The organism is Microbacterium halophytorum, assembly GCF_002970975.1.
GTDB lineage: Bacteria > Actinomycetota > Actinomycetes > Actinomycetales > Microbacteriaceae > Microbacterium > Microbacterium halophytorum.
Genome location: NZ_KZ672984.1, coordinates 70,688 through 94,995, shown reverse-complemented (window position 1 = coordinate 94,995; position 24,308 = coordinate 70,688). Strand labels below are relative to the sequence as shown.

Below are 24,308 nucleotides of genomic sequence, written 5' to 3'. Positions count from 1 at the left end.
TCGTAGGGCCGCGCGGGGCGCCCGACCACATCCGGCTCGACGGCCGCCGCGCCGCGCCAGGACCGCCGGGGTAGGCTTGCCTCAGTTGCTGTTACGGAGGCCTTGATGACCGATCTGATCGACACCACCGAGATGTACCTGCGCACCATTCTGGAGCTGGAAGAGGAGAACATCGTTCCCCTCCGCGCGCGCATCTCGGAGCGCCTCGGCCACTCGGGGCCGACGGTCTCGCAGACGGTCGGTCGCATGGAGCGCGACGGCCTCGTGCACGTCGGCGAGGACCGCCGCCTCGAGCTCAGCGACGAGGGCCGCCGCAAGGCCGTCGACGTGATGCGCAAGCACCGCCTCGCCGAGCGCCTGCTGTCCGACGTGATCGGTCTCGACTGGGCCTTCGTGCACGAAGAGGCGTGCCGATGGGAGCACGTGATGAGCGAGCAGGTCGAGCGCCGCCTCGTCGAGCTCCTCGGCCACCCCTCCGAGTCGCCCTACGGCAACCCGATCCCCGGCCTCGACGCGATCGGCGGCGACGCCGGCGGCGAGTTCGATGAGGGTGTCGTGGGTCTCGTGAAGGCTCTCGACGCCGCCGGTGACGGGCTCACGGGCACGGTGCGCAGGCTCGCGGAGCCGGCGCAGGTCGACCCCGAGCTCCTCGAGCAGCTGCGCGGTGCGGGCGTCGTGCCCGGTGGCGCCGGCTCGTTCCGCTACAGCGAGGGCTACGTGCTCGTCGAGATGGACGGCCAGGACGAGGCCCTGGAGCTCCCCGTGGAGATCGCTTCGCACGTCTTCCTCGTCGACCAGCGCTGACGCCGAGCGCCGCATCGGGCGACGCTCAGATTCGGTCCGTGACATTTCCGTTATCTTCGCGTACGGTAGACCCGTCGCCCGGCGCATCATCGGGCGGTACCCGCGGGTCAGCGCCTCTTCGGCTCGTCCCTCCCGCGGGTCGCACTGACCCCGACCAGTGCCGACGAGCCGCACACCCGAGTGCGAGAGGCGGCGGAGGACAGCTCTTGGCCCACAACGATTCGTCCGCAGGCGCCCCCGAGGCTGCGGAGCAGTCGACCCCCGAGAACGGTCCCGTCGTGATCAGCAGGCGCGACATGCGCCGTGCCGAGCGCGAGTTCCGGGCCGACGCGCGCCGCTCCGAGAAGAAGCGGCATCAGGCGCGCCCCGTGCGCTCCGTCGCGACGGTGGGTGCCGTTCTCGCGCTGATCGCCGGCGTCGCGATCCCCGCGTACGCGGCCAGCAGCGCCGACTCGCAGCCGACCGCCGACGCCCCGTCGGCCCAGGACATCGCCGAGCAGAACGCGCAGAGCCTCGCCGTCGGCGACGATGTGAAGGTCGGCGAGCTCTCGGTCGCGAAGTACTCGGCGACGACGCCGGACGAGATCGCGAAGGAGAAGGCCGCGGAAGCGGCCGAGAAACGCGCCAAGGAGGCGGCCGCCGCAGAGAAGGCCGCCGCTGCCACGGCCGCGAGCACGTCGGAGTCTTCCGCGTCGACCTCCGTTGCGACGTCCTCGATCGAGCCGATCGACGGCGTCGCCAATCCGCTCCCGCGCGGCTCGTACCGCATCGAGCGGACTGTGAGCAGCGGTCACGAGGGTGCAGACCTGTCCGCGAGCTCCGGGACGCCGATCTACGCCGTCAAGCCCGGCAAGGTCGTGACCTCGACCGAGAGTCTGGGCGGCTGGGGCGTCACGGTCGCGATCGACCACCTCGACGGCACCACGACGCTCTACGGCCACATGACGTACGGATCGCGCGCAGTCCAGGTCGGACAGACCGTCACGGCCGGCCAGCAGATCGGCCAGGTCGGCAACACCGGCCATTCGTTCGGGTCGCACCTGCACATCGAGCTCCGCATCAACGGCGCGATCACCGACCCGGTCCCGTACCTGGGCCTCTGACTCGGCCGGGAGCGGGGCCCGCGGCTCGCCGCGCGGCCCCATTCCCGCGTCTGCTCCGGTGCGACTCTGGGTGGAGTCTGGCCGTCGTATCGACGGAAGATGAGAATCCGTGACCCGGTTGTGACATTTTCGTTATCTTCCCGTATGGTTGAGTTCACCGCCGGATGAAGATCCATCCGGCGGTTCCCGCGGGCAAGCGCCTCACCGGCTCGTCCTTCCCGCAGGACACACTGCCCCCGAAACAGTGTTGACGAGCCGGCACTTCCTGGGTGAGAGGCGACGGAGGAAACCTTTTGACCCACACGGACTCGACCGCGCGCACACCCGAAGCCGCGGACACAGCCCCCAAGAGCAGCGGTACCGCCCCCATCACCCGGCGCGAGCTGCGCCGCGCCGAGCGGGAGTTCGCCGCTGGCGCCCGCCGCGCCGACAAGGCCGACAAGAAGGCGCACCCGCACGCACGCCCGGTTCGCTCCCTGGCGACCGTCGGTGCCGTCGTCGCACTCCTGGCCGGCGTCGCGATCCCCGCCTACGCGGTGACGACGACGTCCGTCGACGAGACGGCCTCGCCCTCGGCGCACCAGCTCGCGGAGGAGAATGCGCAGTCGCTCTCCGTCGGCGACGACGTGAAGGCCGCCGACCTCGAGGTCGCGAAGTACTCGGCGACGACGCCCAAGGAGATCGAGAAGGAGAAGGCGAAGGAGGCCGCGGCCAAGCGGGCGAAGGAGGCCGAGGCCGCTGCCGCCGCCGCGTCGAGCTCGGGCTACAAGCCGGCGAACATCTCCGCCGAGGAGCCCGTCGTCTCGGGCGGCTTCGCGAACCCGCTCGGATCCAGCAGCTACAGCCTCGGAACGCCGGGCGTGCACGGCTTCGGCGTGTACCGCCCCAACAGCGGCACGATCCACATGGGCCAGGACATGATGGCTCCCTCGGGTACGCCGATCGTCGCGGCGATCGACGGCACGGTGGACAGTGCCGGCTGGTCGGGCGGCTACGGCAACCTGGTCCAGCTCAGCGGCACCGTCGACGGCAGCCAGACCACGATCAAGAACGGCCACATGTCGGCCGTCGCCGTCTCGGCCGGCCAGGCCGTGCAGAAGGGCGACGTCATCGGCTACGTCGGCTCGACCGGGTTCAGCGACGTCAATCACCTCCACGTCGAGGTCTGGATCAACGGCACGGCCTACGACCCTCGTTCGTACCTGCCGATCGGCTGATCGCAGCGTCACCGAAGAACGGCGCCGCCTCCCTGTACGGGGAGGCGGCGCCGTTCTTCGCACGCCGTTCACCTGCGTGTCGCCGCCCGGGCGTGTCGCGTGGGTTACCCTTAGCTCGTTGCCGAGTCGACGGAGAGGAGATGTCGTGAGCCGAATACCTCGCATCCGCACCACGGATGCTCTGGGTCGCTACGTCTTACGGCATCGTGTGCACACGATGCGCGGCACTGCCGCGCGCGAAGGGCGCTGTCCAACGGGACAGTGCCCTTTTTTCATGCCCGCACGCCTCCCCGTCGGTCGACGCAGCGCTGGTTCGAGAGCCCGGAAGCCGTCCGGGACCCGCCGAAGGGATACCTCATGCGCACACTCGTGCTGAACGCCGGATACGAGCCGCTGGCCGTCGTATCGTCCAAGCGGGCCCTCGTGCTCGTCATGAACGACAAGGCGAGCGTCATCGAACGCATCGAAGACGACCCCGTCTGGGGCGTCAATGACGTCTTCGACCGCCCAGCCGTGATCCTGCTGACGAGATACGTGCGCGTGCCGCACGCGCGGCGGACCCCGGTCTCGCGCCGCGGGGTGCTGCGCCGCGACGGGAGCCGCTGCGGATACTGCGGCAAGTCGGCGTCGACCATCGATCACGTGATGCCGCGTTCGCGCGGCGGGCAGGACACCTGGACGAACCTCGTCGCCTGCTGCCTGCGCTGCAACAACATCAAGAGCGACCGCACGCCGGTCGAGATGGGGTGGGAGCTGCGCTTCACCCCTCAGCCCCCGCGCGGCGGCGGCTGGACGGTCAGGGGCGTCGAGCGCAGCGACCCGCGCTGGGAGCCGTACCTGACCCTCGCGGCCTGACGGGCCCGCGACCGGCTCCGGATGCCCCGCAGCGGGGCATCCGGAGCCGGTCGCCGGCACGCGGCACGCCGACCGAGTGCGGAACGCCCGCGAAGCCCCGGTAAGCTGTCGGCGGGCCCCCGTAGCTCAGGGGATAGAGCACCGCTCTCCTAAAGCGGGTGTCGATGGTTCGAATCCATTCGGGGGCACGAGATTCTTTCGCCTGTGGGGCGAAAGAATCTCGTTGTACTCTCTGGAGTCCTCGGTCGCGGCAGGTGATCTCGGTCGCTCCGCTCGCGAGATCGGCTGCCGCTCCCTGCGGGGCGGGGCGGGTTCTCGATCGCCTGTGGGGAGATAGAATTTCGCCGTATTCTCTGGAGTCCTCGGTCGCGGCAGGTGATCTCGGTCGCTCCGCTCGCGAGATCGGCTGCCGCTCCCTGCGGGGCGGGGCGGGTTCTCGATCGCCTGCGGGGCGAAAGAATCTCGCCGTACTCGGAGGAGTGATAACCAATGGCGGAGCGCAGCTTCCGTGAGTCGCCGAACGCTCTGTTCGGGGCACGAGTGCGCTCCGTACGGCGGGTGTCGCCCGGGTTCGTCCGCGTGACCCTGGCGGGGGCGCAGCTGCGCGGCATCACCGAGCGCGGCCTCGACCAGCGGATCAAGGTCCTGATCGCGCCCGGCGGGATCCCGGCACCCCTCGACGAGCCGCTGCTGCCGGAGTCGGAGTGGCGGCGCCGCTGGCGTGAGCTGCCCGCCGCTGAGCGCCCCTCGCTGCGCAGCTACACCGTCGGCGAATCGCGACCGTCGCAGGGCGAGCTCGATATCGACTTCTACCTGCACGACGCGGCGGGGCCTGCGAGCGCCTGGGCGGCGGCCTCGCAACCGGGGGACAGGCTCTGGGTGTCGGCGCCGAGGGCCGAGGCCGACGCGACTGGTCGCCACGGCGTGCAGTGGAGCCCCGGAGCGGCGCACCGCTTCCTTATCGCCGGCGACGAGACCGCGTTCCCCGCCATCCGGGGCATCGTCGCGAGCCTCCCCGACCCCGCGCGCGCCGAGGTGATCGTCGAAGCGGGAGATGTCCGCGACGCCGGTTGGCTGGAGCGCTCGCTCCCGTCGCGCGTACGGATCGCGCACCGCACGAGCGAGCCGGGCGGCACCGCACTCGCCCGCGCGATCACCCGGTGGGCGGCGCGCGAGGCTGGGGCGGCCGCGCGCCTGGGCGACGGCTTCTACGCCTGGTGCGCGACCGAGAGTCGTCGAGTAGCCGGCATCCGCGATGCGCTCGCCGCCGCGGGAGTCGGGAGCGACCGGGCCCACACTCAGGGATATTGGAACGATGGTCCGCGTGTGACGCCGTGATTCGCCCACCAGGTCGAGTGAGGATAGGCTCACCTTGTTTCTCGACCCGATGGAGACCGATCCCATGACACAGCCCGCCTTCCCCCGCGCGGCCGCCGCCGTCGCGGCGCTCGCCGCCGGCGCGTTCCTGTTCACCGCCTGCACCTCGTCCGACGAAACGGACGCCTCTGCCGCCGACGGCGCAACGCACACCGTCGAGCACGCGCGCGGCGAGACCGCCGTGCCGGAGTCCCCGGAGCGCGTGGTCGTGCTCGAGCCCGTGCAGCTCGACACCGCCGTGGCGCTCGGGACGACGCCCGTCGGCACGGCCGTTGCGAGCGAGGAGGTCGGCGTGCCGGAGTACCTCGGCGACGCCGCCGCGGACATCGCGACGGTCGGCACCATCACGGAACCGAGCGTCGAGAAGATCGCGGCGCTCGAGCCCGATCTGATCATCGGCACGGAGTCGCGCCATTCCGCGCTGTACGACCAGCTCAGCGACGTCGCTCCCACGGTGTTCATGGCCACGCAAGCCGACCCGTGGCAGGACAACGTCGCCCTCGTCGCGGAGGCGCTCGGCGATGCCGAGGGCGCCCAGCAACTGCTCGCCGACTACCAGGCCCGTTGCGATGAGATCGCGGAGGAGTACTCGACCGCGGGGCAGACAGCGCAGCTCGTGCGCCCGCGCGACACGCGCCTGACGCTGTACGGGCCGCTGTCGTTCGCCGGCAGCACCCTCGAGTGCGCGGGCTTCACGACGCCCGAGCACGACTGGGAGGACATCTCGCTCGACATCTCGCCGGAGCAGGCGCGCGATGCCGCGGCCGACCTCGTGCTCGTCACCTCGAACGACCCGGATGACCCCAGCACCGTCCCGGACGAGGTGACGGAGAACGCGGACGCGTACGGCAGCCTGCATGTGGTCGACTTCGGCTCGTGGATCACGGGCGTCGGCCCGTACGGCGGCATGGTCGTGCTCGACGACCTCGAGCGCATCCTGCAGTAGGTCCGAATCATGGGACGTGCCCGTTCGCTGAGCTCGGCGCCGCCGGAGCGCCCGGCCGTCACGCCGACCGGGCGCTCCGCCGTGCTCACGGCGGCCCTCACCGTACTGCTCGCCGCGCTCGCCGTCGCGTCGCTGTTCGTCGGCGCCAATCCGGTCCCACCCGCGGACGTCGCCGCGGCTCTGGGCGGTGCGGGTTCCGAAGAGGCGGCGTTCGTCGTGTGGGGCCAGCGCGTGCCCCGACTCCTCGCGGGCCTGCTCGTCGGCGCCGCGCTCGGCGCCGCTGGCGCGCTCATCCAGGCGTTCACGCGCAACCCGCTCGCCGATCCCGGCATCCTCGGCGTCGCTCCCGGTGCCGCGCTGTTCGTCGCGCTCGGCGTCGCCTTCCTCGGTGTGACGCAGCCGATCGAGTACGTCTGGCTCGCGTGCATGGGCGCGTTCGTCGTGACGGCGGGCGTGTACGCGCTCGGATCGTCCCGCCGGGGGCCCGCCGACGCCGTCCGCCTCACCCTCGCGGGCGTCGCGGTCGGAGCGGTGCTCTCGGGCATCACGACGGGGCTCACGCTGACGCACCCGGACGCGTTCGACCGGATGCGCGGATGGAACGCCGGTTCGCTCCTGGGCGCCGACTCCGATGCGCTCGCGGCGTGCGCTCCGCTCGTAGTGGTCGGTCTCGCGCTCGCACTCTTCATCGCGCCCGCGCTCAACTCCGTCGCACTCGGAGACGATGTCGCGCGCTCACACGGCGTCCGCCTGGGGAACGTCCGGGGCCGGACCATCGTCGCCGTCACCGTGCTGGCCGGCGCCGCGACCGCGATCGCAGGGCCGATCTCGTTCGTCGGCCTGATGGTGCCGCACGTCGTCCGCTGGGGCGTCGGGGTCGATCAGCGCCGGATCTTCGCCGTCTCGATGCTCGCGGGCCCCGCCCTCGTCGTCGCGGCCGACATCGTGGGCCGCGTGGCGGCGCCGGGGGAGGTCCCCGCCGGCATCGTCACCGCGTTCGTGGGGGCGCCGGTGCTCATCGCGCTGGTGCGGCGCCGGAAGGCGAGCGCCCTGTGACCCGGGTGGAGTTCGGGCACCGCCGAGCGGTGATCGGCCGCGGCCCGCACCGGGTCGTGGTGCGGGTGAGGACGCTGTTCGCGACGTCCGCCGTACTGATCGCAGCGGCCGTGCTGCTCGTGACGGCGCTCACGCTCGGCGATTACCCGGTCGCTCCCGCCGATGTGTGGGGGGCGTTCACCGGGGCGACGACGGGGCTCGACCGCATCGCGGTGCTCGACTGGCGCCTGCCGAGGGCCGCGGCAGCCCTCGCGTTCGGGGCGGCGCTCGGCGTCGCCGGCGCCCTCTTCCAGAGCTTCACGCGGAACCCGTTGGCGAGCCCCGACGTGATCGGCCTCGCCAACGGTTCGTACACGGGCATGCTCCTCGCCCTGATCTCCGGGGGAGGATGGGCGGCGATGACGGCGGGTTCGCTCGTCGGCGGGCTGGCGGCCGCGGTCGCGATCGTGCTGCTGGCGTCTCGCGACGGCCTGCAGGGCTTCCGGTTCATCGTCGTCGGCATCGGCGTCTCGGCCATGCTGGCCGCGCTGAACACCTGGCTGCTGCTGCGCGCGGAGCTCGAGACGGCGCTGTTCGCCGCCGCCTGGGGTGCGGGCACGCTCAACAACGTCACCGCCGAGACCGGATGGCCCGCCGTCGCGCTCACGTCCCTCCTGCTGCTGGTGGTGCCGCTCGTCGGCCGCGGAGTCCGCCAGTTGGACATCGGAGATGACGCCGCTCGCGCAACGGGGGCCGACGTCACGCGTATCCGCTGGGCCGCGATCGGCATCGCCGTGGCGCTCGTCAGCGTCGCGACGGCGGTCGCGGGGCCGATCTCGTTCGTCGCCCTCGCCGCACCGCAGATCGCGCGGCGCCTCGCGGGCACGGCCGACATCCCGCTCGCGCTGTCAGCCGCGGTCGGCGCGGTGGTGCTCATCGCGAGCGACATCGTCGCCCAGCACGTGATCACCTACACGGTTCCCGTCGGCGTCGTCACGGTCGTGATCGGCGGCGGGTACCTCGTCTGGCTCCTCGCCCACGAGATCAGGAAGACTTCATGACGGCATCGATCGATCTCCGCGCCGACGACGTCACCCTCCGGTACGACCAGCGCATCATCTCGGAACGCCTCGGGTTCCGGGTACCGCACGGCGCGTTCACGGTCATCATCGGGCCGAACGCCTGCGGCAAGTCGACGCTCCTGCGCGCCCTGTCGGGGCTGCTGCGCCCGTCGTCCGGGTCGATCGTGCTCGACGGCCGCGACATCGCCCGGCTCGCCCCGCGGGCCGTCGCGACCCGCATCGGTCTGCTGCCGCAGAGCGCGACGGCACCCGACGGCATCACGGTCGCGGAGCTCGTCAGTCGGGGCCGGTTCGTGCACCAGCGCCTCATCCGGCAGTGGTCGCCGGACGACGAGGCCGCCGTCGCGAAGGCGATGGCCGAGACCGGGGTCTCCGACCTCAGCGCTCGCCGCGTCGACGAGCTCTCGGGCGGGCAGCGCCAGCGCGTGTGGATCGCGATGGTCCTGGCCCAGCAGACGCCGATGATCCTGCTCGATGAGCCGACGACCTTCCTCGACGTCGCGCACCAGGTCGAGGTCCTGAACCTGTTGCACCGCCTCAACCGGGCGGGTCGCACGGTCGTGGCGGTGCTGCACGACCTGAACCAGGCGGCCCGCTATGCCGACCACGTCGTCGCGATGCAGGACGGCGCGATCGTGGCCGAGGGCGCGCCCGGCGACACGATCACGAGCGAACTCGTCGACGAGGTCTTCGCGCTGCCGAACCGCGTCATTCCCGACCCGGAGACGGGCCAGCCCCTCGTGATCCCGCGCGACACGCGGTGATTCTTCCGCCCGAGTGGGGCGGAAGAATCACCTGAACTCTTGGGAGTCCTCGGTCGCGGGAGGCGATCTTGTTCGCTTCGCTCGCAAGATCGGCTCCCGCTCCCTGCAGGGCGGTGCGAATCGCCTAGATCCAGCCGCGCTCCTCCGCGTGCTTCACGGCCTGCTGGCGGGTGCGGACCGCGAGCTTGGCGAGGATCGCCGAGACGTGGTTGCGGACCGTGCCGGGGGCCAGCGAGAGCGCCCGGGCGATCTGGCCCGTCGTCTCGCCGCCCCGCCCCGCGCGCAGCACGTCGAGCTCGCGGTCGGTCAGCGGCGGTCGCTCGTCGCTCAGGGCGTCGGCCGCCACCTCGGGGTCGACGTAGCGCGTGCCGGCGGCCGCAGTGCGGATGACCCGCGCCACCTCGTCGGCACCCCGCGACTTCGGCAGGAACCCCGTCACGCCCGACGCGAGCGCCCGCCGCAGCACGCCGGGGCGTGCGTGGCGGGTCACGACGACGCAGCGCGCGCTGATGCGGCGGGAGAGCCGGCCGGCGACCTCGACGCCGTCGAGCCCCGGCATCTCCAGGTCGAGCAGGCACACGTCCGGCTCGATGCGGATCGCCTCGGCGACGGCCTGCTCGCCGTCCTCGCACTCGGCGACGACCTCGATGTCGGCCTCGAGGCGCAGAAGGGCAGCGAGCGCCGAACGTATCATCGCCTCGTCGTCCGCGATCAGCACCCGGATCATCGTGCGCCCGCCTTCGTCAGGGGAACTCTGGCCGTCGCGACGAACTCGCTCTCGTCGTGCCGCGCCTCGAACGTCCCGCCCGCCTCGGCGACGCGGCGCTCGAGGCCCGCGAGCCCGGAGGCGTCGGCCGCGGGAGCGGCATCGCCCGCGGCCGTGTTGGCGATCTCGTAGCACCAGGCCCCGCCGTCGCGCACGAGGCGCAGCGAGGCGCTGCCGCCGGTGCCGTGCTTGAGCACGTTCGTCGTCGTCTCCCTGATCACGGGGCCGAGCACCGAGGCCGGGGCGCGGTCGGCATCGGGTGCGACCTCCGTCGTGACGCTGAGACCCGCGGCGGCGAGCAGGTCAGCGGCGTTGGCGATCTCATCCGGGAGCGGAACGGACCGCACCCGCGTCGCGAGGTCGCGGGTGCCCTGGCGGGCCTCGTCCACGCTGGCGCGCGCGGCGCGCACGTGCTCGGCCGCCGCATCCGGGTCGGAGCCGATCAGCCGGTCGGCGAGCTCGAGCTGCAGTGCGATGACCTGCAGGTGGTGGCCCTGCAGGTCGTGCACGTCGGTCGCGACCCGGAGCCGCTCCTGCGTCGCGGCGAGGCGCGCCTCCGATGCCCTGGCGCGGTCGAGGGAATCGAGCACGTCCCACCACCACAGCGACGTCACCGACATGGCGGGCAGCAGCGCGGCGTACGCCACGGGCACCCATCCGGGGTTGTCGGGGCCGAGCGTCGACCGGATGTCGAGGATGAGCAGGCACACGAGAACCGCGGTCACGGCCAGCGCCACGCGCAGCCGGATGCCGCGCGGCCAGCGCAGCAGCACGAGCGCCTGCCCGAGGGGCGCGGCGAGCATCGCGAAGCTGCCCGTGACATTGAAAGCGACGATGCCGTACACGGCGGCGACGCACAGCATCGCGATGAGCGTCGCCCATCGCAGCGGCTCGCGGCTGCGGTAGGCGGAGAGCAGGACCCAGGTCGATCCGACCCACACGATGCTCGCGACGCGGAGCAGCACGACCTGGCCGACGTCGGCGGACCCGGTCAGGTGGGGGAAGAACCAGAAGAACGCGATCACGCCCTCGAACCCCAGAACGGCGCTGGCCGTGTACCACCAGGTGGCCGTCACGCCGCGCGCGAGCCGACGCGAGTTCGCGGGCGAGGAAGAAGTGCTCATCGCCTCAACGATATGACCGTGACACTTGTCACGGTCGTAGGTGACGCGGCGGCACTGTCCGCGGCGCCGCCGCGCTGGTGGAGTGGAACACGTGACGGAGAGCCCGTCGCAGCCGCCCCTCAGGAGCAGGACCCATGAACCTCATCGAATCCTTCCAGGACCTCGTCGCCCAGGTGCCGGAGCTGGTGCAGCCGCTCGTCGTCGCCCTCGCGGGAGCCGTCCCCTTCATCGAGGGCGAGGGCGCCGCCGCGATCGGCATCGTCGGCGGCATCAACCCGGTCGTCGCGGCGATCGCCGCCGCCGTGGGCAATTTCGTCTGCGTGACACTGCTGGTGCTGTTCAGCTCCGGCGCCCGCAAGGCGATCGTGACGCGCCGGGCGGCCGTCTCGGCGAACGGCGCGGCGCTGCCCGCGAACGATGAGCAGGGCCCCGCACCGCAGGAGGGCGAGTCGGAGCGGAAGGCGGCGCGGCGCGCGAAGTTCCAGCGGGCGTTCGAGCGCTACGGCGTGCCCGGCGTGAGCCTGCTCGGCCCGCTGCTGCTCCCGACGCACTTCACGGCGACCATGCTCGCCGCCGCCGGCATCGGCCGGGCCAGGGTGCTCGCCTGGCAGGCCCTCGCGATCGCCGGATGGACGACGATCGTCACGCTCATCCTCACCGGCGTCATCCACACCTTCAGCTGAGGCCGGCCGCCGGCGCGGGAACGCCTGGGTCGTCCGGGACCCGACGGATCACGCGGCGCCGGCCTCCAGCGAGCTGCCCAGGACGGAGAGGAGCTTCAGCTTCTCGTGGCTGTCGCTGCCCGGCTCCGCGGTGTAGACGAGCAGGAGATGGGACTGGTCGGGGTCGACCAGTGTCTGGCAATCGAGGTCGAGCTGCCCGACCTCCGGGTGGACGAAGCGCTTTCCGCTCGTCGGGCGCAGGCCGACCTCGTGGCGGTCCCAGAGCGCACGGAACTCGTCGCTGGAGGCCAGGAGCAGGTCAGCGAGGTGCGCGGCGTAGGACTGAGGGCCGCGCCGGGCGATCACCTCCCGCAACCCCGACGCGTACATCCGGCCGAGCCGATCGTGGTCGTCGGCCGCGTAGCGCGAGCGTGCGGCGGGGTCGGTGAACCAGCGGTAGCCGATGCTCCGGGCCGGCCCCCGGTAGCGGGTCAGGTCGCCCGTGAGGGCTCGGCCCATGGGGCTCTGCCGCAGCGTCTCTCCGAGCTCCGTCACGATCTCGGCCGGGGTGTCGTCGAGCCGGTCGAGCACGCGCAGCAGGCCGGGGGAGATGTGCTGCTCGCTCGCGATCCCCGGCGCCGGCGGGGTATGCCCGGCGAGCCGGAACAAGTGGTCCCTCTCGCGCAGGCTCAGGTGCAGGCCCTGGGCGATCGAGGCGATCATCTGCTCGGAGGGGTGCGGCCCCCGAGCGCGCTCGAGCCGCGCGTAGTAGTCGGTCGACATGTGGCACAGAGCCGCGACTTCTTCGCGGCGCAGCCCGTCGGTGCGCCGCCGTTGCCCACGCGGGAGACCCACGTCTTCCGGCTGCAGCGCTTCCCGACGGCGGCGCAGGAACTCCGCCAGCGCGTTCCGATCGATCTCCATGGGGCATATCCTCTCCCCGTCATGTCTAGCGGGTCCGATTGCGGCGCGACAGGGCCCGCCGATCCGCCCCTGCCGTCCGCGGCGGGCGGAGCGCTCAGCCACGGATCGCCAGGCCGTGGATACGCCCGCGGGGGTGCCGCAGGCTGGGTGCAGACCGCTCGACACGCAGAGGAAGCAGGATCCCATGGCACGCAGGCCCATCGACATCACCATCCCGGATCTGACCGGAAGACGCGTCGTCCTCACGGGAGGCAGCGACGGGATGGGGCTGGTCATCGCGGCGCGGCTCGCCGCCGCGGGCGCCGACCTGATCCTCCCGGTGCGGAACCCCCGCAAGGGAGAGGCCGCCATCGCGACGATCCGGGAGCGCGCGCCGAAGGCGACGGTGTCGCTGCGTTCCCTGGACCTGTCGTCACTGGAATCGGTCGCGGCGCTCGGGGAGGCGCTCACGAGCGAGGGCGGCCCGATCCACACGTTCATCGGAAACGCCGGCGTCATGCGCCCGCCCGAGCGGCAGATCACCGAGGACGGGTTCGAGCTGCAGTTCGGCACCAATCACCTCGGCCACGCCGCCCTCATCGGGCACCTGATGCCGCTGCTCCGCGAGGGCAGGGCGCGGGTCACGCTGCAGGTCAGCATCGCCGCGAATCAGGGCGCGGTGAACTGGGACGACCCGAACTGGGAGCGCTCCTACGACAGCATGGGCGCCTACTCCCAGTCGAAGATCGCCTTCGGTCTGTTCGGGCTCGAGCTCGACCGGCGCAGCAAGCAGGCCGGATGGGGCATCACCGCCAACCTCTCGCACCCCGGCGTCGCGCCGACGAGCCTGCTCGACGTGCGCCCGGAGATCGGCCGCGCCCGTGCGGCTCGATCGCGCGGTCTGATCACCTTCCTGTCCCGCGTCGGGTTCGCCGGGACCGTCGCCAGCGCGGGGCTGCCCGCGCTGATGGCTGCGACCGCACCCGGCGATGCGGGAGGGAGATTCTTCGGCCCGAACGGCTTCCGCGGGATCGGAGGGCGGCCCGCCGAGCAGAAGCTCTACTCCCGGCTGCGCGGGCACGAAGACGCGAGGCGCATGTGGGACCTCACCCAGGAGCTCACGCACGTGAGGATCCCGACCGCCTGAGAACGCAGATCGCCCCGGCGCGCAAGCGCCGGGGCGATCTCTCTCGGTCGGTCAGTGGGCGGCGTCGTACGCCTCGAGGATGGCGCCGGGAACGCGGCCGCGCTCCGACACCGTGTAGCCGTTGTCCTTGGCCCACTGGCGCACGTCGGCGAGGTCGCGGGAGTTGGTCGCGCGGCGGCGGGGAGTGCGCTGGGGCTGGGCGGCGGCGACGCGGCGGCCGGCGGCGATGTAGGGAGCGACCGCCTTGCGCAGCTTCTCGGCGTTCGCGTCGGTCAGGTCGATCTCATAGCTCTTGCCGTCGAGGGCGAAGCTGACGCTTTCACCCTCACCGGGGTCGAGTACGGTTCCGTCGATGTCGTCGACGAGCTGATGCACAATCTTTCGGGCCATATCCGCACCGTATCACCGGAGCGGCAGAATGCACCATTCCCCTCCGGGTAATTCCTCGCACATTCGCGGGTTGCGCTTCATTCCCGTGAGAACTCACCACACGCCGCTGCTGCCGCGCCGGTGGCTTCCGACGAGATGTGTGTCGACGATGCCGATGGCTTCCATGAGTGCGAACATCGTCGTCGGCCCGACGAACCGGAAACCGCGCTTTCGCAGGTCTTTCGCGAGCGCGACCGATTCGGGCGATTCCGACGGGACTTCCTCCGACGTCTCGGGCGCGGGCGTCGAGGCCGGGCGGTAGCTCCACACGAGCTCGGCCAGGCCCCCGCTCGCCCGCAACGCCATCGTCGCGGCGGCGTTCGCGATGGTCGCTTCGATCTTGCGCCGATTGCGAACGATCGACGCGTCGCCCATCAGGCGCTCGATATCCGACGCCTCGAATGAGGCGACGGCATCCGGATCGAATCCCACGAACGCTCGGCGGAACGCCTCTCGTTTGCGCAGGATCACTGCCCACGAGAGCCCGGACTGGAATGCCTCGAGGCTGAGCCGCTCGAAGACGCCGCGCTCATCGCGCACGGGCATTCCCCATTCGGTGTCGTAGTAATTCCGCATCGTCTCGTCGGTGGATGCCCACTCCGGCCGGGCGAGCCCGTCGTCGCCCGTGACGGTTCCGCTCATCGCGCTTCCTCCTCAATGCCTATGGCCTGAGCGACATTGCCGCGCTCGAAGTCGACCAGGTATTCCTTGACGTGCTCGTTGCCGCCGAATTCTCCGAGCGAACCATCTGCGCGGATCACGCGATGCACCGGCACGATCAGGGCGAGCGGCGTGGTTCGGCACGCCGTGCCCACGGCACGCGCGGCGCGAGGCCGAGCCGTCATCGCCGCGACCTCGCCGTACGACGCGGTCTCGCCGTATGGGATATCGCACACGGCCCGCAACGCCTCGCGGGAGAACCCCGAGGTCAGCGACCAGTCGATCGGCAGGTCGATGGTGCGGCGCGCGCCGTCGAAGTACGTGTCGAGGGCGGCCGCCGCCGTCGGAAGCAGCGAGGCGTCGGGCTCGCACGCAGCGCCGTGCTCGCGCGCCAGGCGTTCGGCGACGGCGTGCGCGTCGCCGAACTTCATGGCGGCGACGCCGTCGGCCGAGAACGCGACGACGGCGCCGCCGATCGGCGTCTCGACGATGCAGGTGCGGAGTTCGGTGGGCATGCCTCCATCTTGGTGCCGACCGCCGACTCACGCGCCGCAGTGAGGGCGCCGAGCACCGGATCTGTGGAGAGAGTCGTGACCGCGCACGCTGTGGACGACGGCACGACCCGATGCTCAGACGAAGCGTGCCGGGGTCAGGTCTGCGCCGGCTCGGAATCGCTCATCCGAGGGCGTCAGGTCATTGCGGAGCACTCCCGCGACCTCGCAAAGACGGGCCTCAGCGCTCTGGGCGTCTGTGCACTCAGCCCATGCTCTCGGCGCTCCCGGGCTCCGACAGCGCGGCATCGACAGCGTCATCCATCACCGGCGCCCGCGGCGACTTCGGCGGTGGAGCCTGCCACGCCTTGAGGTGTTGGACGACGTCGGCGTAGAAGCCGTCCACGGCGTCGAGCACTGAGTCGATGAAGGAATTCTTGCCGGTGCCTCGCTTGGTCCCCATCGGAGTGGTCGCGGCGACGCGGAAGCGCACGATCTCTTTGCCCTTCTCAGTGATGAGGCTGTCGGGCTCCCCGCGAACAGTATCCAGAAGCTCTGCCGCGCCACGGCCGCGTTGGTGGGGGACGGCCGCCTCGACGCGCAGCGCGCCGGGGGCGGCCTTGAGCTGTCGCGTCAGCCAATTCACCCGCGTACGATTGCGGCCGAGCTTCGGGGCGTCGATTTCGATGTGGCACGTGACCGTTTTGGAACGCAGATCAGCCTCGATTGCGATGTCTCCGACGGTGTCGGGGATGCGGATCGTTCCGGAGAGTACGCCGGTGCCGAGGAGAGAGCGTTCGAGCACCTGCTGGCGGTACGCCGGATCAATCTGTTCCTTGCGTGACATCTGGTGGCGCACGTCGGTTCCGAGTCTTTTTCCGAGATGAAGCGACGAGTAGCGGAGCAGCGCGTCGAAGTTCGCTGTGACTTCGGCGAAGGCCTCTCTGTCCGAAGCCCGCAGAGTGCCGGATGTCACGGCATCCCGAACGCGGACCCATTCGGAACCCATGTCGTCGAATGAGAGCGCACCAGACTTCGGATGCTCGAGATAGCGGATCAGTTCGCCGAGGATCCACGCCTGGTCGGGGTCGTTGATGCCTTTGTGCTCTCGTTCCATGACGGCGATGGACAGTACGCGTGACCAGCTCCAATGATGGAGGGCCACCTTCCTCAGCTTTCGCCCATCGATACCCGGCGTCGGGTGCTTGTCAGCGTTCGGCGAGATCTGGTTCGAGACGGTGATGAGCGCGTCGAAGCCATGCTCTCGCGCAACATCGGCATACGCATTGAGCTGCTCGGCGACCAGCTCATTCTTCCCGGTCTTGACCTCGACCAATGCGGTCCACATTCTGGCGCCGCGCGTGACTCGGATCAGACCGTCCGGCCGGACGGTCGTCTTGGTGCCGTTCACCTTGAATATGACCTCGGTGAAAGTCTCGATCTTCCCAGCTGGCGCGCCAGCCAGTTTGGTGAGAGTTCTGCCGAACTCGTCGACTGAGAGCATCACGGCGAGCAACGCGGAAGTCGCTCGAGTCTCCTGCTCCTCGGCACCGGAGATACCGGATGTCGGGATCAGTCGCGCGGGCACCCAGTTTTCTTCGGACGTCTTCGTCTCTGCCATAGTGAAGAACTTAGCGATCGCGCGCGTGTGCGGATACCACCGGGTTCTGGGTCGGGTCCGTCGGGGTGATGCGGCTGCACTACACACGTTGAGTTGAACCAGGCTCGCGCGACCTGTGTTGTCGGTGGCGCGCGCCGTCATTCCTCGTCTGCGACGACCTCCGCCTTGAAGCCGGCCGAGTTCTCCAACCAGCCGGCGTAGTAGTCCGGTCCGCCTGCGTGCGGGTACCGATCCTGGTAAAGCGGGCGCCAGCCGTGGTCGGTGGCTGCCGTAATGATTTCGTCGACCCGTTGCGAGTTGCCCGCCTTGAATGCCAGATGGTTCATTCCCGGCGCTCTGCGATCGTGGGTCGCGCCGCTCAGGTTCGGCGAAGTCGTAAGGGTGATGTACGCGCCGGCGGCGGCCCACGACTCGCCTTCAGGCCAGGCGCCCTCGCGGACGAAGCCCACCTCCCGCAGCAGCCACGCCCATTCGGATGCCGCCTGCGCGAGGTCAGCGACCCAGACCTCGACGTGATGGATTCCCGTCATGGCAGGAGTCTGCCAGATCGGTTCGCCCGGTCCCGCGGTCAGACCGTGGTGAAACCGCCGTCGATCACATAGTTGCTCCCGGTGATCATCGCGGCGTCGTCGCTGGCGATGAACCCGATGAGGGCCGCGACCTCCTCTGGCTGTGCGAACCTCCCGACGGGGATCTCGGACTTCGCCTTCTCTCCCTTCTCGCCCGCCCACGCGGCCTTGCCGAGCGGCGTCTCCACGACGGTCGGCGATACGGCGTTGACGGTGATTCCTCTGCGGGCCCACTCCAACGACAGCACGTGCGTGAGACCGACGATCGCGGCCTTGCTGGCGCAGTACGCAGCGTGCTGGTCGAGCCCGACGAGCGCCGCCTGGGAAGCCAGGTTGATGATCCGGCCGTATCCCGCGTCGAGCATGACGCGCCCCGCGGCCTGCGCCATGTAGAACGTGCCGTTCAGGTTGACGTCGAGCGTCAGCTGCCATCGCTCCGGTGTGACGTCGACGGCGGGGTCGAGGAGGGCGAGGCCGGCGGAGTTGACGAGGATCTGCGGCACGCCGACCCGGCTGACCGTCTCCGTGATCGCCTCGCCAGCGGCGGCGGGCACTGTGAGGTCCTTCACGATGCCGTGGTGGCCCCTGCCGGGGAGCTCGGTCATCAGCTCGCCGACGGCCTCGTTCAGGTCGACGCCGACGATGCGTGCGCCGCGCTCGGCGAGATAGTGGGCGACGGTGTGACCGATGCCGCTGGCCGCGCCGGTGACTACCGCGATCTTCCCATCGAATGTCTGATGCATGGCTTACTCCTCGTAGTCTTCGATCGCGCGCACTTTCGCGCCGGATGGGCTGGCTGGGTCGAACGTGTAGCCGAGCCACTCCCTGGCCAGGCGGCGGGCGAGCTCAATGCCCACGACCCGCTGCCCGAAGCACAGCACCTGTGCGTTGTTCGACAGGACGCTGCGCTCGACGGAGAACGAGTCGTGCGCCGTCACCGCCCGGATGCCGGGCACCTTGTTGGCGGCGATCGCGACGCCCAGACCCGTGCCGCAGACGAGCAGCGCCCGATCCGCTCGGTCCTCCGCGATCATCCGGGCGGCTTCGACCGCGACGTGCGGGTACGCGGTGTCGTCGTCGGCGGTGACGCCGACGTCCGTGACGGAATCGACGCGCGGGTCCTGCGCCAGATCACGCTGCAGGATCTCTTTGTAGTCGAAGCCCGCGCTGTCGGCGCCGACCACGATGCGCAGTCCGGTGTCGCTCATGATTGGTTTCCCATCTGTTCAGGGTCGGGTGGTGGTCATCGAGCCGAGCGCCTCGACGATGAGTGCGAACGACGTGGCGCCCGCATCCGGGGTGCCGATGCTCTTCTCCGCGAGCGGTCGTGCGCGGCCCTTCTTCGGGCTGAGCCCCGCCGTCGCTTCGGCCGCGCGGCCGGCGCCGTGCGCGGCCTCCCGCCATGCATCGCCGGCCGAGGCTCCCATCGAGAGCTGCTCGTGCAGGACGGTGAGGAAGGGGGACAGCGCATCGACGAGGGTCTTGTCGCCCACTTCCGCACCGCCCAGCTCGAGGATGGCGTCGGAGAAGGCCGTCGCGCCGTCGAGGATCGCTGCCGGCCCGTAGGAGTCGCGGGTGTCGGTGAGCGCTTCGCCCGCGGCTTCGAGCCCGGCGCCCCACAGCACGCCCGAGGTCCCGCCGGCTCCCGCGGCCCAGGCCCGCCCCGCGACGCGCAGGGTCCAGCCCGGCCCCGCGTCTTCGAGCGCGTCGACGGCGGCGAGCGCGGCGTCGATTCCCTTGACCATGCCGCGGCCGTGGTCGCCGTCGCCGGCCACGGCGTCGATGCGCCCGAGCTCCGCGGCGGCGTCGTGCAGGGTGCGCTGGATCTCGCGCAGGCCCGCGACGACGAGAGGTGTCACCGCGGCCGCTTCAGGGGTGGCGCGCGGCGCGGCACTCGCCTCGGCGTCGACGGCGCCGACATCCGCCGGACGAAGGCTCGCGATCGCGCCGGTCCGCTTGCGGTAGCCGGGGGCGTAGGCGTCGGCGCGCCACGCGGCCTCCAGCTCGTCGTCGAGCCACATCAGCGTGAGCGAACAGCCGCCCATGTCCAGGCTCGTGACGAGCTCCCCGACCTCGACGTCGACGGGAGTCAGGCCGGCGTCGTCGAGAAGCGGCCGGATCTCCTTCCAGAGCAGGAAGAGCTCCTCGTACTTGGTGGTTCCCAGCCCGTTGACGATGGCGCCGACCCGGTGGCTGCCGCTCGCCGGCCGTTCGGCCAGGATGCCGTCGACGAGGAGCTTCGCGAGGTCCTTCGCGGAGGTGAGGGGTTCGTCGCGGATGCCGGGCTCGCCGTGAATGCCGAGCCCGACGCCCATGTGCGCCTCGGGGACCGAGAAGAGCGGAGCGGCCGCCCCCGGCATCGTGCAACCGGAGAACGCGACCCCGAACGACCGCGTTGCCCGGTTCGCCGCATTGCCGATGCGCTCGACCTCGTCGAGGTCGGCTCCGCGCGCGGCGGCGGCGCCGAGCGCTTTGAACACCGTGAAGTCGCCGGCGATCCCGCGCCGGCTCTCCTCGGTGGCGGAGGAAGCGACGTCGTCCGTGACGAGGACGATGCGGGTGTCGATGCCCTCGCGGCGGAGCCGGGTGGCCGCGATGCCGAAGTTCATGACGTCCCCGGCGTAGTTGCCGAAGGTAAGCACCACCCCGCGCCCCTGATGCGCGGCCTTCGCGACGGAGTAGACCTGGGCGGCGGAGGGCGACGTGAAGATGTTCCCGACGACGGCGCCGGAGGCGAACCCCGGGCCGACGAGGCCGGCGAACGCGGGGTAGTGCCCCGAGCCGCCCCCGACGACGACGGCGACGATCGGGTCGGGGCCGCGGTGGCTGACGACGCCTCCCGGCACGGCGCGCAGCCGGTCGGAGTACACGTCGACGAAGCCTTCCAGCTGATCTTCGGAGAACTCGGCGGGGTCATTGAAGAGCGTGGTCATGGCGTTCCTCAGAGGGTCTGGCCCGGCAGGCCCTCGAACGCGATGTTCCCCGCGTCGAGGTTCTCGTCGACCAGGGCCGGCAGCTCCTCGAGGAAGGCATCGCGCTCGGTGACGACGTTCTTCATCGCGTCCTCGACATTGTCCTGATCGACCGCGGGCATCACGTAGATCGGCTCGGTGTCGACCTCCTCGCCCCTGGCGATCTTCGCCGCGACCGCGAGGCCCGTCGCGAGCTCGACCGTTCCGTGCTGCAGCGAGGTGCCGATCATCTCGCCGGCCTGCACGGCGTTCAGCCCGTCTTCGATGCCGTCGACGCCCACGACCCGGACATCGTCCAGGCCTGCCTCGCGGAGGGCCTGGATCGCGCCGAGCGCCATGTCGTCGTTCTGCGAGATGACGCCGTCGATCTCGTCGCCGAAGGCGGAGATCCAGTTCTTCATCTTGTTGACCGCTTCGTCGCGCTTCCAATTGGCCGTGTCCTGGGCGAGCACGTTCAGGCCGCTGTTCTCGGCGAGAACGTTCTCGATGCCCTCGCCGCGGTCGAGCTGCGGGGAGGAGCCGAGCGGGCCTTCGAGGATGACGACATCGCCCTCCCCGCCGAGGGCATCGACCATCTGCGTCGCCTCCTGCTCGCCCGCGGCGACGTCATCGGGCTGCACGCTGGCATCGACCTCCACGCCTTCGAGGGACGTGTTGACCGCGATCACCGGGATGCTCGCGGCCTTCGCCGCTTCGACCTGGGGGCCGAGCGAGTCGGCCTGCACCGGGACGATGATGATCGCGTCGACACCGGCGTTGACGTACTGATCGACCTGGTTGGACTGCGTGGAGACGTCGCCGCCGGCGGAGTTCCACTGCAGGTCGATGTCGTTGGCCTCGGCGTACGCTTCCATTCCCTCCTGGCCCTGGGTGATGAAGGACGACATGTCGTAGACGGTGACGCCGACGGTGATGGTGTCGGCTCCGCCCGCGTTCGGGTCTCCCGCCCCGCAGCCGCTGACGGCGAGAGCGGTTCCGAAGACGACGGCTGCTGCGGTGACGGAGGTGCGGAGTTTGCGCTTCATGATGATTCCTTCGGCGTTGAAGATTCGTGCGGGGTGTTCGATCGGGGGGGGGGTCTTGTCATTTGCGGCGTTTGGCTGCCCACACGTCCACCGCGACGGCGGCGACGATGATCACGCCCTTGATCACGTTCTGCCAGTAGGCCGGGACGAGCAGCAGGTCCAGGCCGTTGTTGATCGTCTGGATCAGGAGCAGGCCGATGGCCGTGCCCCAGATCGTGCCTCGGCCGCCCATGAGGCTGGCGCCGCCGATGACCACAGCGGCGATGGCGTCGAGCTCGTAGCCCTGGCCGAGGTTGGGCGCGCCGGTGATGACGCGCGACGACAGCATGAGCCCGGATAGGCCCGCCAGCAGCCCGCTGATCACATAGACGCTGAACAGCACTCGCTTCGACCTGACGCCGGCGATCTCCGCCGCCAGGCGATTGCCGCCGACGGCGTAGACGCGCAGGCCGTAGCTGGTGCGCCGCATGATGAAGGCGAAGGCGATGATCGCGACGATCATCAGGATCACGGGGATCGTGAATCCGCCGACGCCCGTGTTCGCCCACATCCCGTACGACGCGGGGAGACCGTTGATCGGGGCGCCGTTGCCTATCACGTACGCGACGCCCGAGGCGAGCGTGAGCATGCCGAGGGTCGCGATGAACGGGGGGACGTTCAATCGGCTCACCACGAAGCCGTTGATCGCCCCCGCGATGAGCCCGGCGAACACCGCGGCGAGCAGCGGGTACAGGGGGTTGTCGCCGAAGGTCTTCGCTGACCACGCCCCGGCCATCGCGCTCGCCGCGATGACGCTCCCGACGGACAGGTCGATGCCGCCGGTCAGGATGACCAGCGTCTGCCCGAGCGCGATCAGCGCGAACGGCGCCGCGGCGATCAGGATGGTCAGCACGTTGTCGGGGGTGGCGAAGCGTGCGCTGCGGTAGGCGAAGAACGCCACGATCAGCAGCATCACGACGATCATGATGTGCCGGATGAGGAAGTCGCCGACGAAGCTCGTCCACTTCCTCGTGTCCTGGGCGGAGACGACGTCCGCGCTGACGGTGCTCATGCTTCGGGCTCCTCGATGTCTGTGGTGGTCGTGTCCAGTCCCGACGCGAGACGGAAAATGGTGTCCTGCACTTCGGGCAACGCGAGCTCGTCGCGCGTCAGCTCACCCGCGACGCCGAAGTCGCGCATCACGAGAGCCCGGTGGGAGAGGGAGAGGATTTCGGGCATGTCGCTGGAAGCCATCACGACCGCCATGCCCTGGGCGGCGAGCTCGACGATGATGCGATAGATCTCGCTGCGCGCGCCGACGTCGACGCCGCGGGTGGGCTCGTCGAGCAGCAGCGCATCGACGGCGCCCGTGAGCCAGCGCCCGAGCACGACCTTCTGCTGGTTGCCTCCCGAGAGGTTCTCCATGTGCTGCCCGAGGCCGTTGCTCTTCAGGCGCATCGTCGCCATCACGTCGCCCACCGCAGACTTCCGTCGGCGCTCGGTGATGACGCCGAATCGCGAGAAGGCGGCGATCCGGGGCAGCGTGGCGTTATCGAGAACGCTCATCGACAGCACCGCGCCGGCGCCCTTCCTGTCTTCCGGGACGATCGCGACGTGCTGCGCGATCGACGATCCGGGCTGCCCCGGGGTGAGGATCTGCCCCGACACGGTGACGGTGCCGGAGACCGGGGTGCGGATGCCGTAAACGCACTCGATCAGCTCGGATCGACCCGCGCCGACGAGCCCGGCGAGGCCGAGGATCTCGCCGCGGCGGACGACGAACGAGATCGGTGCGGCGCCGGGGGACACGACGACGTCCTCCACCTCGAGGACGACCTCGTCGGTGCGGTCGCCGAGCTCCGGGAACAGGTTCTCGAGCTCCCGGCCGATCATGGCCGAGACGATGCCGTCGTCGGTGATCTCGGCCAGCGCCGAGTCGGTGATGAGCATGCCGTCGCGCAGAACGACCACGCGATCGGCCATCGACCGGATCTCCTCCATCTTGTGCGTCGTGAACAGCACGGCGACCCCCTGCTCGCGGAGGCTCCGGATGACGCCGGCGAGGTGCGCCACCTCGCGCTCCGCGATGGCGCTGGTCGGCTCGTCCAGGAGCAGCACGCGCGCACCGCGGCTCGTGGCCTTGACGATCTCGATGATCTGCCGCACGCCGACGGGCAGCGTGCCCATCTGGGTCGTGGGGTCGATGTCGAGCCCGAACTCCTGCAGGCTCGCCGTCGCCCGCTCGATCATCGCGCGGCGGTTGAGCAGGCCCAGCCGCGTGCGCACCTCGCGGCCGACGAACAGGTTCTCGTACACAGTGAGCTCCGAGATCGACGCGAGCTCCTGCGGCACGATCGCCACACCCAGCTCGGTCGCGGCCCTGGTGCTCCCCGCGGGCAGCGTGCGGCCATCGACCTCGACCGTGCCCGCGTCGGGGGAGTACTGGCCGGATGCGATCTTCATCAGCGTCGACTTGCCCGCACCGTTCTCCCCAGCGAGGGCGGTCACGGTTCCCGGTTCGAGGCTGAGATCGACGCCCTTCAGCACGGGAACGCCGCCGAACGACATCGCAACACCCGTGCACAGGAGCATCGCTGTCTCGGGTGGTCCGTCCACATCGGTGTGGGGCACGCTTGACTCCTTCGGCTTGCGTCGCTCATCTGTGCGACACACGTACGATAAGTAGCGCCTACGACAGTATGCAAGTGGCCGTGCTCACATGAGCATCGCCAGCGTGCGCGTCACGGCGACGCCGGGTCGGCGCACGCGAGCGGCTC

Annotated in this window: 25 protein-coding genes and 1 tRNA gene; 12 read left to right on the top strand and 14 right to left on the bottom strand. The window is 70.5% G+C overall.

Annotated elements, in window-relative coordinates:
• Positions 1–105 precede the first annotated feature (105 nt).
• The 10 genes from C0010_RS05265 (at position 106) to C0010_RS05220 (ending at position 9,183) form a co-directional block, all read left to right on the top strand.
• Positions 106–804 carry a metal-dependent transcriptional regulator gene (locus C0010_RS05265; RefSeq protein ID WP_105566023.1) on the top strand — a complete coding sequence of 233 codons (699 nt, stop codon included), beginning with the start codon at positions 106–108 and terminating at the stop codon, positions 802–804.
• A 206-nt stretch (positions 805–1,010) separates the two neighbouring features.
• Positions 1,011–1,907 (top strand): M23 family metallopeptidase, encoded by an 897-nt coding sequence (locus C0010_RS05260; protein ID WP_232531729.1) that lies wholly within the window; start codon positions 1,011–1,013, stop codon positions 1,905–1,907.
• Between the two features lie 293 nt (positions 1,908–2,200).
• Entirely contained in the window at positions 2,201–3,124 is a 924-nt protein-coding gene (locus C0010_RS05255; protein ID WP_105566022.1) for a M23 family metallopeptidase, read from the top strand.
• A 357-nt stretch (positions 3,125–3,481) separates the two neighbouring features.
• The gene (locus tag C0010_RS05250) at positions 3,482–3,979 is read left to right on the top strand and encodes an HNH endonuclease (RefSeq protein WP_105566021.1); all 498 of its coding nucleotides are present in this window, start codon (positions 3,482–3,484) and stop codon (positions 3,977–3,979) included.
• Between the two features lie 115 nt (positions 3,980–4,094).
• Positions 4,095–4,167 (top strand) — tRNA-Arg (locus tag C0010_RS05245).
• Positions 4,168–4,468: 301 nt separating this feature from the next.
• Positions 4,469–5,317 carry a siderophore-interacting protein gene (locus C0010_RS05240; protein ID WP_105566020.1) on the top strand — a complete coding sequence of 283 codons (849 nt, stop codon included), beginning with the start codon at positions 4,469–4,471 and terminating at the stop codon, positions 5,315–5,317.
• Between the two features lie 64 nt (positions 5,318–5,381).
• A complete protein-coding gene (locus tag C0010_RS05235; protein WP_105566081.1) occupies positions 5,382–6,302 on the top strand; it encodes an ABC transporter substrate-binding protein in 921 nt (306 codons plus the stop codon).
• A gap of 9 nt (positions 6,303–6,311) precedes the next feature.
• Positions 6,312–7,358: a FecCD family ABC transporter permease gene (locus C0010_RS05230; RefSeq protein ID WP_105566019.1), complete on the top strand. Its 1,047-nt coding sequence runs from the start codon at positions 6,312–6,314 to the stop codon at positions 7,356–7,358.
• Positions 7,355–8,398, top strand: a complete 1,044-nt coding sequence (locus C0010_RS05225) for a FecCD family ABC transporter permease (RefSeq protein ID WP_105566018.1) — start codon at positions 7,355–7,357, stop codon at positions 8,396–8,398. Before C0010_RS05230 ends, C0010_RS05225 begins: the two co-directional genes overlap by 4 nt.
• Complete coding sequence (locus C0010_RS05220; protein WP_105566017.1) at positions 8,395–9,183, top strand: ABC transporter ATP-binding protein; 789 nt, start codon at positions 8,395–8,397, stop codon at positions 9,181–9,183. Before C0010_RS05225 ends, C0010_RS05220 begins: the two co-directional genes overlap by 4 nt.
• A 124-nt stretch (positions 9,184–9,307) precedes the next feature.
• On the opposite strand, the gene C0010_RS05215 is transcribed toward C0010_RS05220, so the two are convergent.
• Together C0010_RS05215 and C0010_RS05210 are read right to left on the bottom strand one after the other, a co-directional pair.
• Positions 9,308–9,910: a response regulator transcription factor gene (locus C0010_RS05215; RefSeq protein ID WP_105566016.1), complete on the bottom strand. Its 603-nt coding sequence runs from the start codon at positions 9,908–9,910 to the stop codon at positions 9,308–9,310.
• Positions 9,907–11,073, bottom strand: a complete 1,167-nt coding sequence (locus C0010_RS05210; protein ID WP_105566015.1) for a sensor histidine kinase — start codon at positions 11,071–11,073, stop codon at positions 9,907–9,909. The genes C0010_RS05215 and C0010_RS05210 overlap by 4 nt, the downstream gene beginning before the upstream one ends.
• Before the next feature lie 134 nt (positions 11,074–11,207).
• On the opposite strand from C0010_RS05210, the gene C0010_RS05205 reads away from it, so the two are divergent.
• The gene (locus C0010_RS05205; protein WP_105566014.1) at positions 11,208–11,756 is read left to right on the top strand and encodes a small multidrug efflux protein; all 549 of its coding nucleotides are present in this window, start codon (positions 11,208–11,210) and stop codon (positions 11,754–11,756) included.
• Positions 11,757–11,804: 48 nt separating this feature from the next.
• Here the strand turns inward: C0010_RS05205 and C0010_RS05200 are convergent, their stop codons facing one another.
• On the bottom strand, positions 11,805–12,659 hold the full coding sequence (locus C0010_RS05200; protein WP_105566013.1) for a helix-turn-helix transcriptional regulator: 855 nt from the start codon (positions 12,657–12,659) through the stop codon (positions 11,805–11,807).
• Positions 12,660–12,843: 184 nt separating this feature from the next.
• On the opposite strand from C0010_RS05200, the gene C0010_RS05195 reads away from it, so the two are divergent.
• Positions 12,844–13,785, top strand: a complete 942-nt coding sequence (locus C0010_RS05195; protein ID WP_105566012.1) for an SDR family oxidoreductase — start codon at positions 12,844–12,846, stop codon at positions 13,783–13,785.
• Positions 13,786–13,836: 51 nt separating this feature from the next.
• On the opposite strand, the gene C0010_RS05190 is transcribed toward C0010_RS05195, so the two are convergent.
• From C0010_RS05190 to C0010_RS05140, 11 genes are all read right to left on the bottom strand, one after another.
• Positions 13,837–14,175 carry a histone-like nucleoid-structuring protein Lsr2 gene (locus C0010_RS05190; protein WP_105566011.1) on the bottom strand — a complete coding sequence of 113 codons (339 nt, stop codon included), beginning with the start codon at positions 14,173–14,175 and terminating at the stop codon, positions 13,837–13,839.
• Positions 14,176–14,268: 93 nt separating this feature from the next.
• Entirely contained in the window at positions 14,269–14,856 is a 588-nt protein-coding gene (locus tag C0010_RS05185) for a DNA-3-methyladenine glycosylase I (protein WP_105566010.1), read from the bottom strand.
• A complete protein-coding gene (locus C0010_RS05180; protein ID WP_105566009.1) occupies positions 14,853–15,389 on the bottom strand; it encodes a methylated-DNA--[protein]-cysteine S-methyltransferase in 537 nt (178 codons plus the stop codon). The genes C0010_RS05185 and C0010_RS05180 overlap by 4 nt, the downstream gene beginning before the upstream one ends.
• Before the next feature lie 241 nt (positions 15,390–15,630).
• Complete coding sequence (locus tag C0010_RS05175; RefSeq protein WP_105609302.1) at positions 15,631–16,986, bottom strand: hypothetical protein; 1,356 nt, start codon at positions 16,984–16,986, stop codon at positions 15,631–15,633.
• Between the two features lie 137 nt (positions 16,987–17,123).
• Positions 17,124–17,516, bottom strand: coding sequence for a VOC family protein (locus C0010_RS05170; RefSeq protein WP_105566007.1), 393 nt, complete (start codon positions 17,514–17,516; stop codon positions 17,124–17,126).
• Positions 17,517–17,554: 38 nt separating this feature from the next.
• Positions 17,555–18,298 (bottom strand): GolD/DthD family dehydrogenase, encoded by a 744-nt coding sequence (locus C0010_RS05165; RefSeq protein WP_105566006.1) that lies wholly within the window; start codon positions 18,296–18,298, stop codon positions 17,555–17,557.
• Between the two features lie 3 nt (positions 18,299–18,301).
• Positions 18,302–18,763 carry a ribose-5-phosphate isomerase gene (locus C0010_RS05160; RefSeq protein WP_105566005.1) on the bottom strand — a complete coding sequence of 154 codons (462 nt, stop codon included), beginning with the start codon at positions 18,761–18,763 and terminating at the stop codon, positions 18,302–18,304.
• An 18-nt stretch (positions 18,764–18,781) separates the two neighbouring features.
• Positions 18,782–20,488 carry a dihydroxyacetone kinase family protein gene (locus C0010_RS05155; RefSeq protein ID WP_105566004.1) on the bottom strand — a complete coding sequence of 569 codons (1,707 nt, stop codon included), beginning with the start codon at positions 20,486–20,488 and terminating at the stop codon, positions 18,782–18,784.
• A gap of 8 nt (positions 20,489–20,496) precedes the next feature.
• Complete coding sequence (locus C0010_RS05150; protein ID WP_105566003.1) at positions 20,497–21,552, bottom strand: substrate-binding domain-containing protein; 1,056 nt, start codon at positions 21,550–21,552, stop codon at positions 20,497–20,499.
• A gap of 58 nt (positions 21,553–21,610) precedes the next feature.
• Entirely contained in the window at positions 21,611–22,603 is a 993-nt protein-coding gene (locus C0010_RS05145) for an ABC transporter permease (protein WP_198410847.1), read from the bottom strand.
• Positions 22,600–24,162 (bottom strand): sugar ABC transporter ATP-binding protein, encoded by a 1,563-nt coding sequence (locus C0010_RS05140; RefSeq protein WP_232531728.1) that lies wholly within the window; start codon positions 24,160–24,162, stop codon positions 22,600–22,602. Before C0010_RS05140 ends, C0010_RS05145 begins: the two co-directional genes overlap by 4 nt.
• Positions 24,163–24,308: the final 146 nt, after the last annotated feature.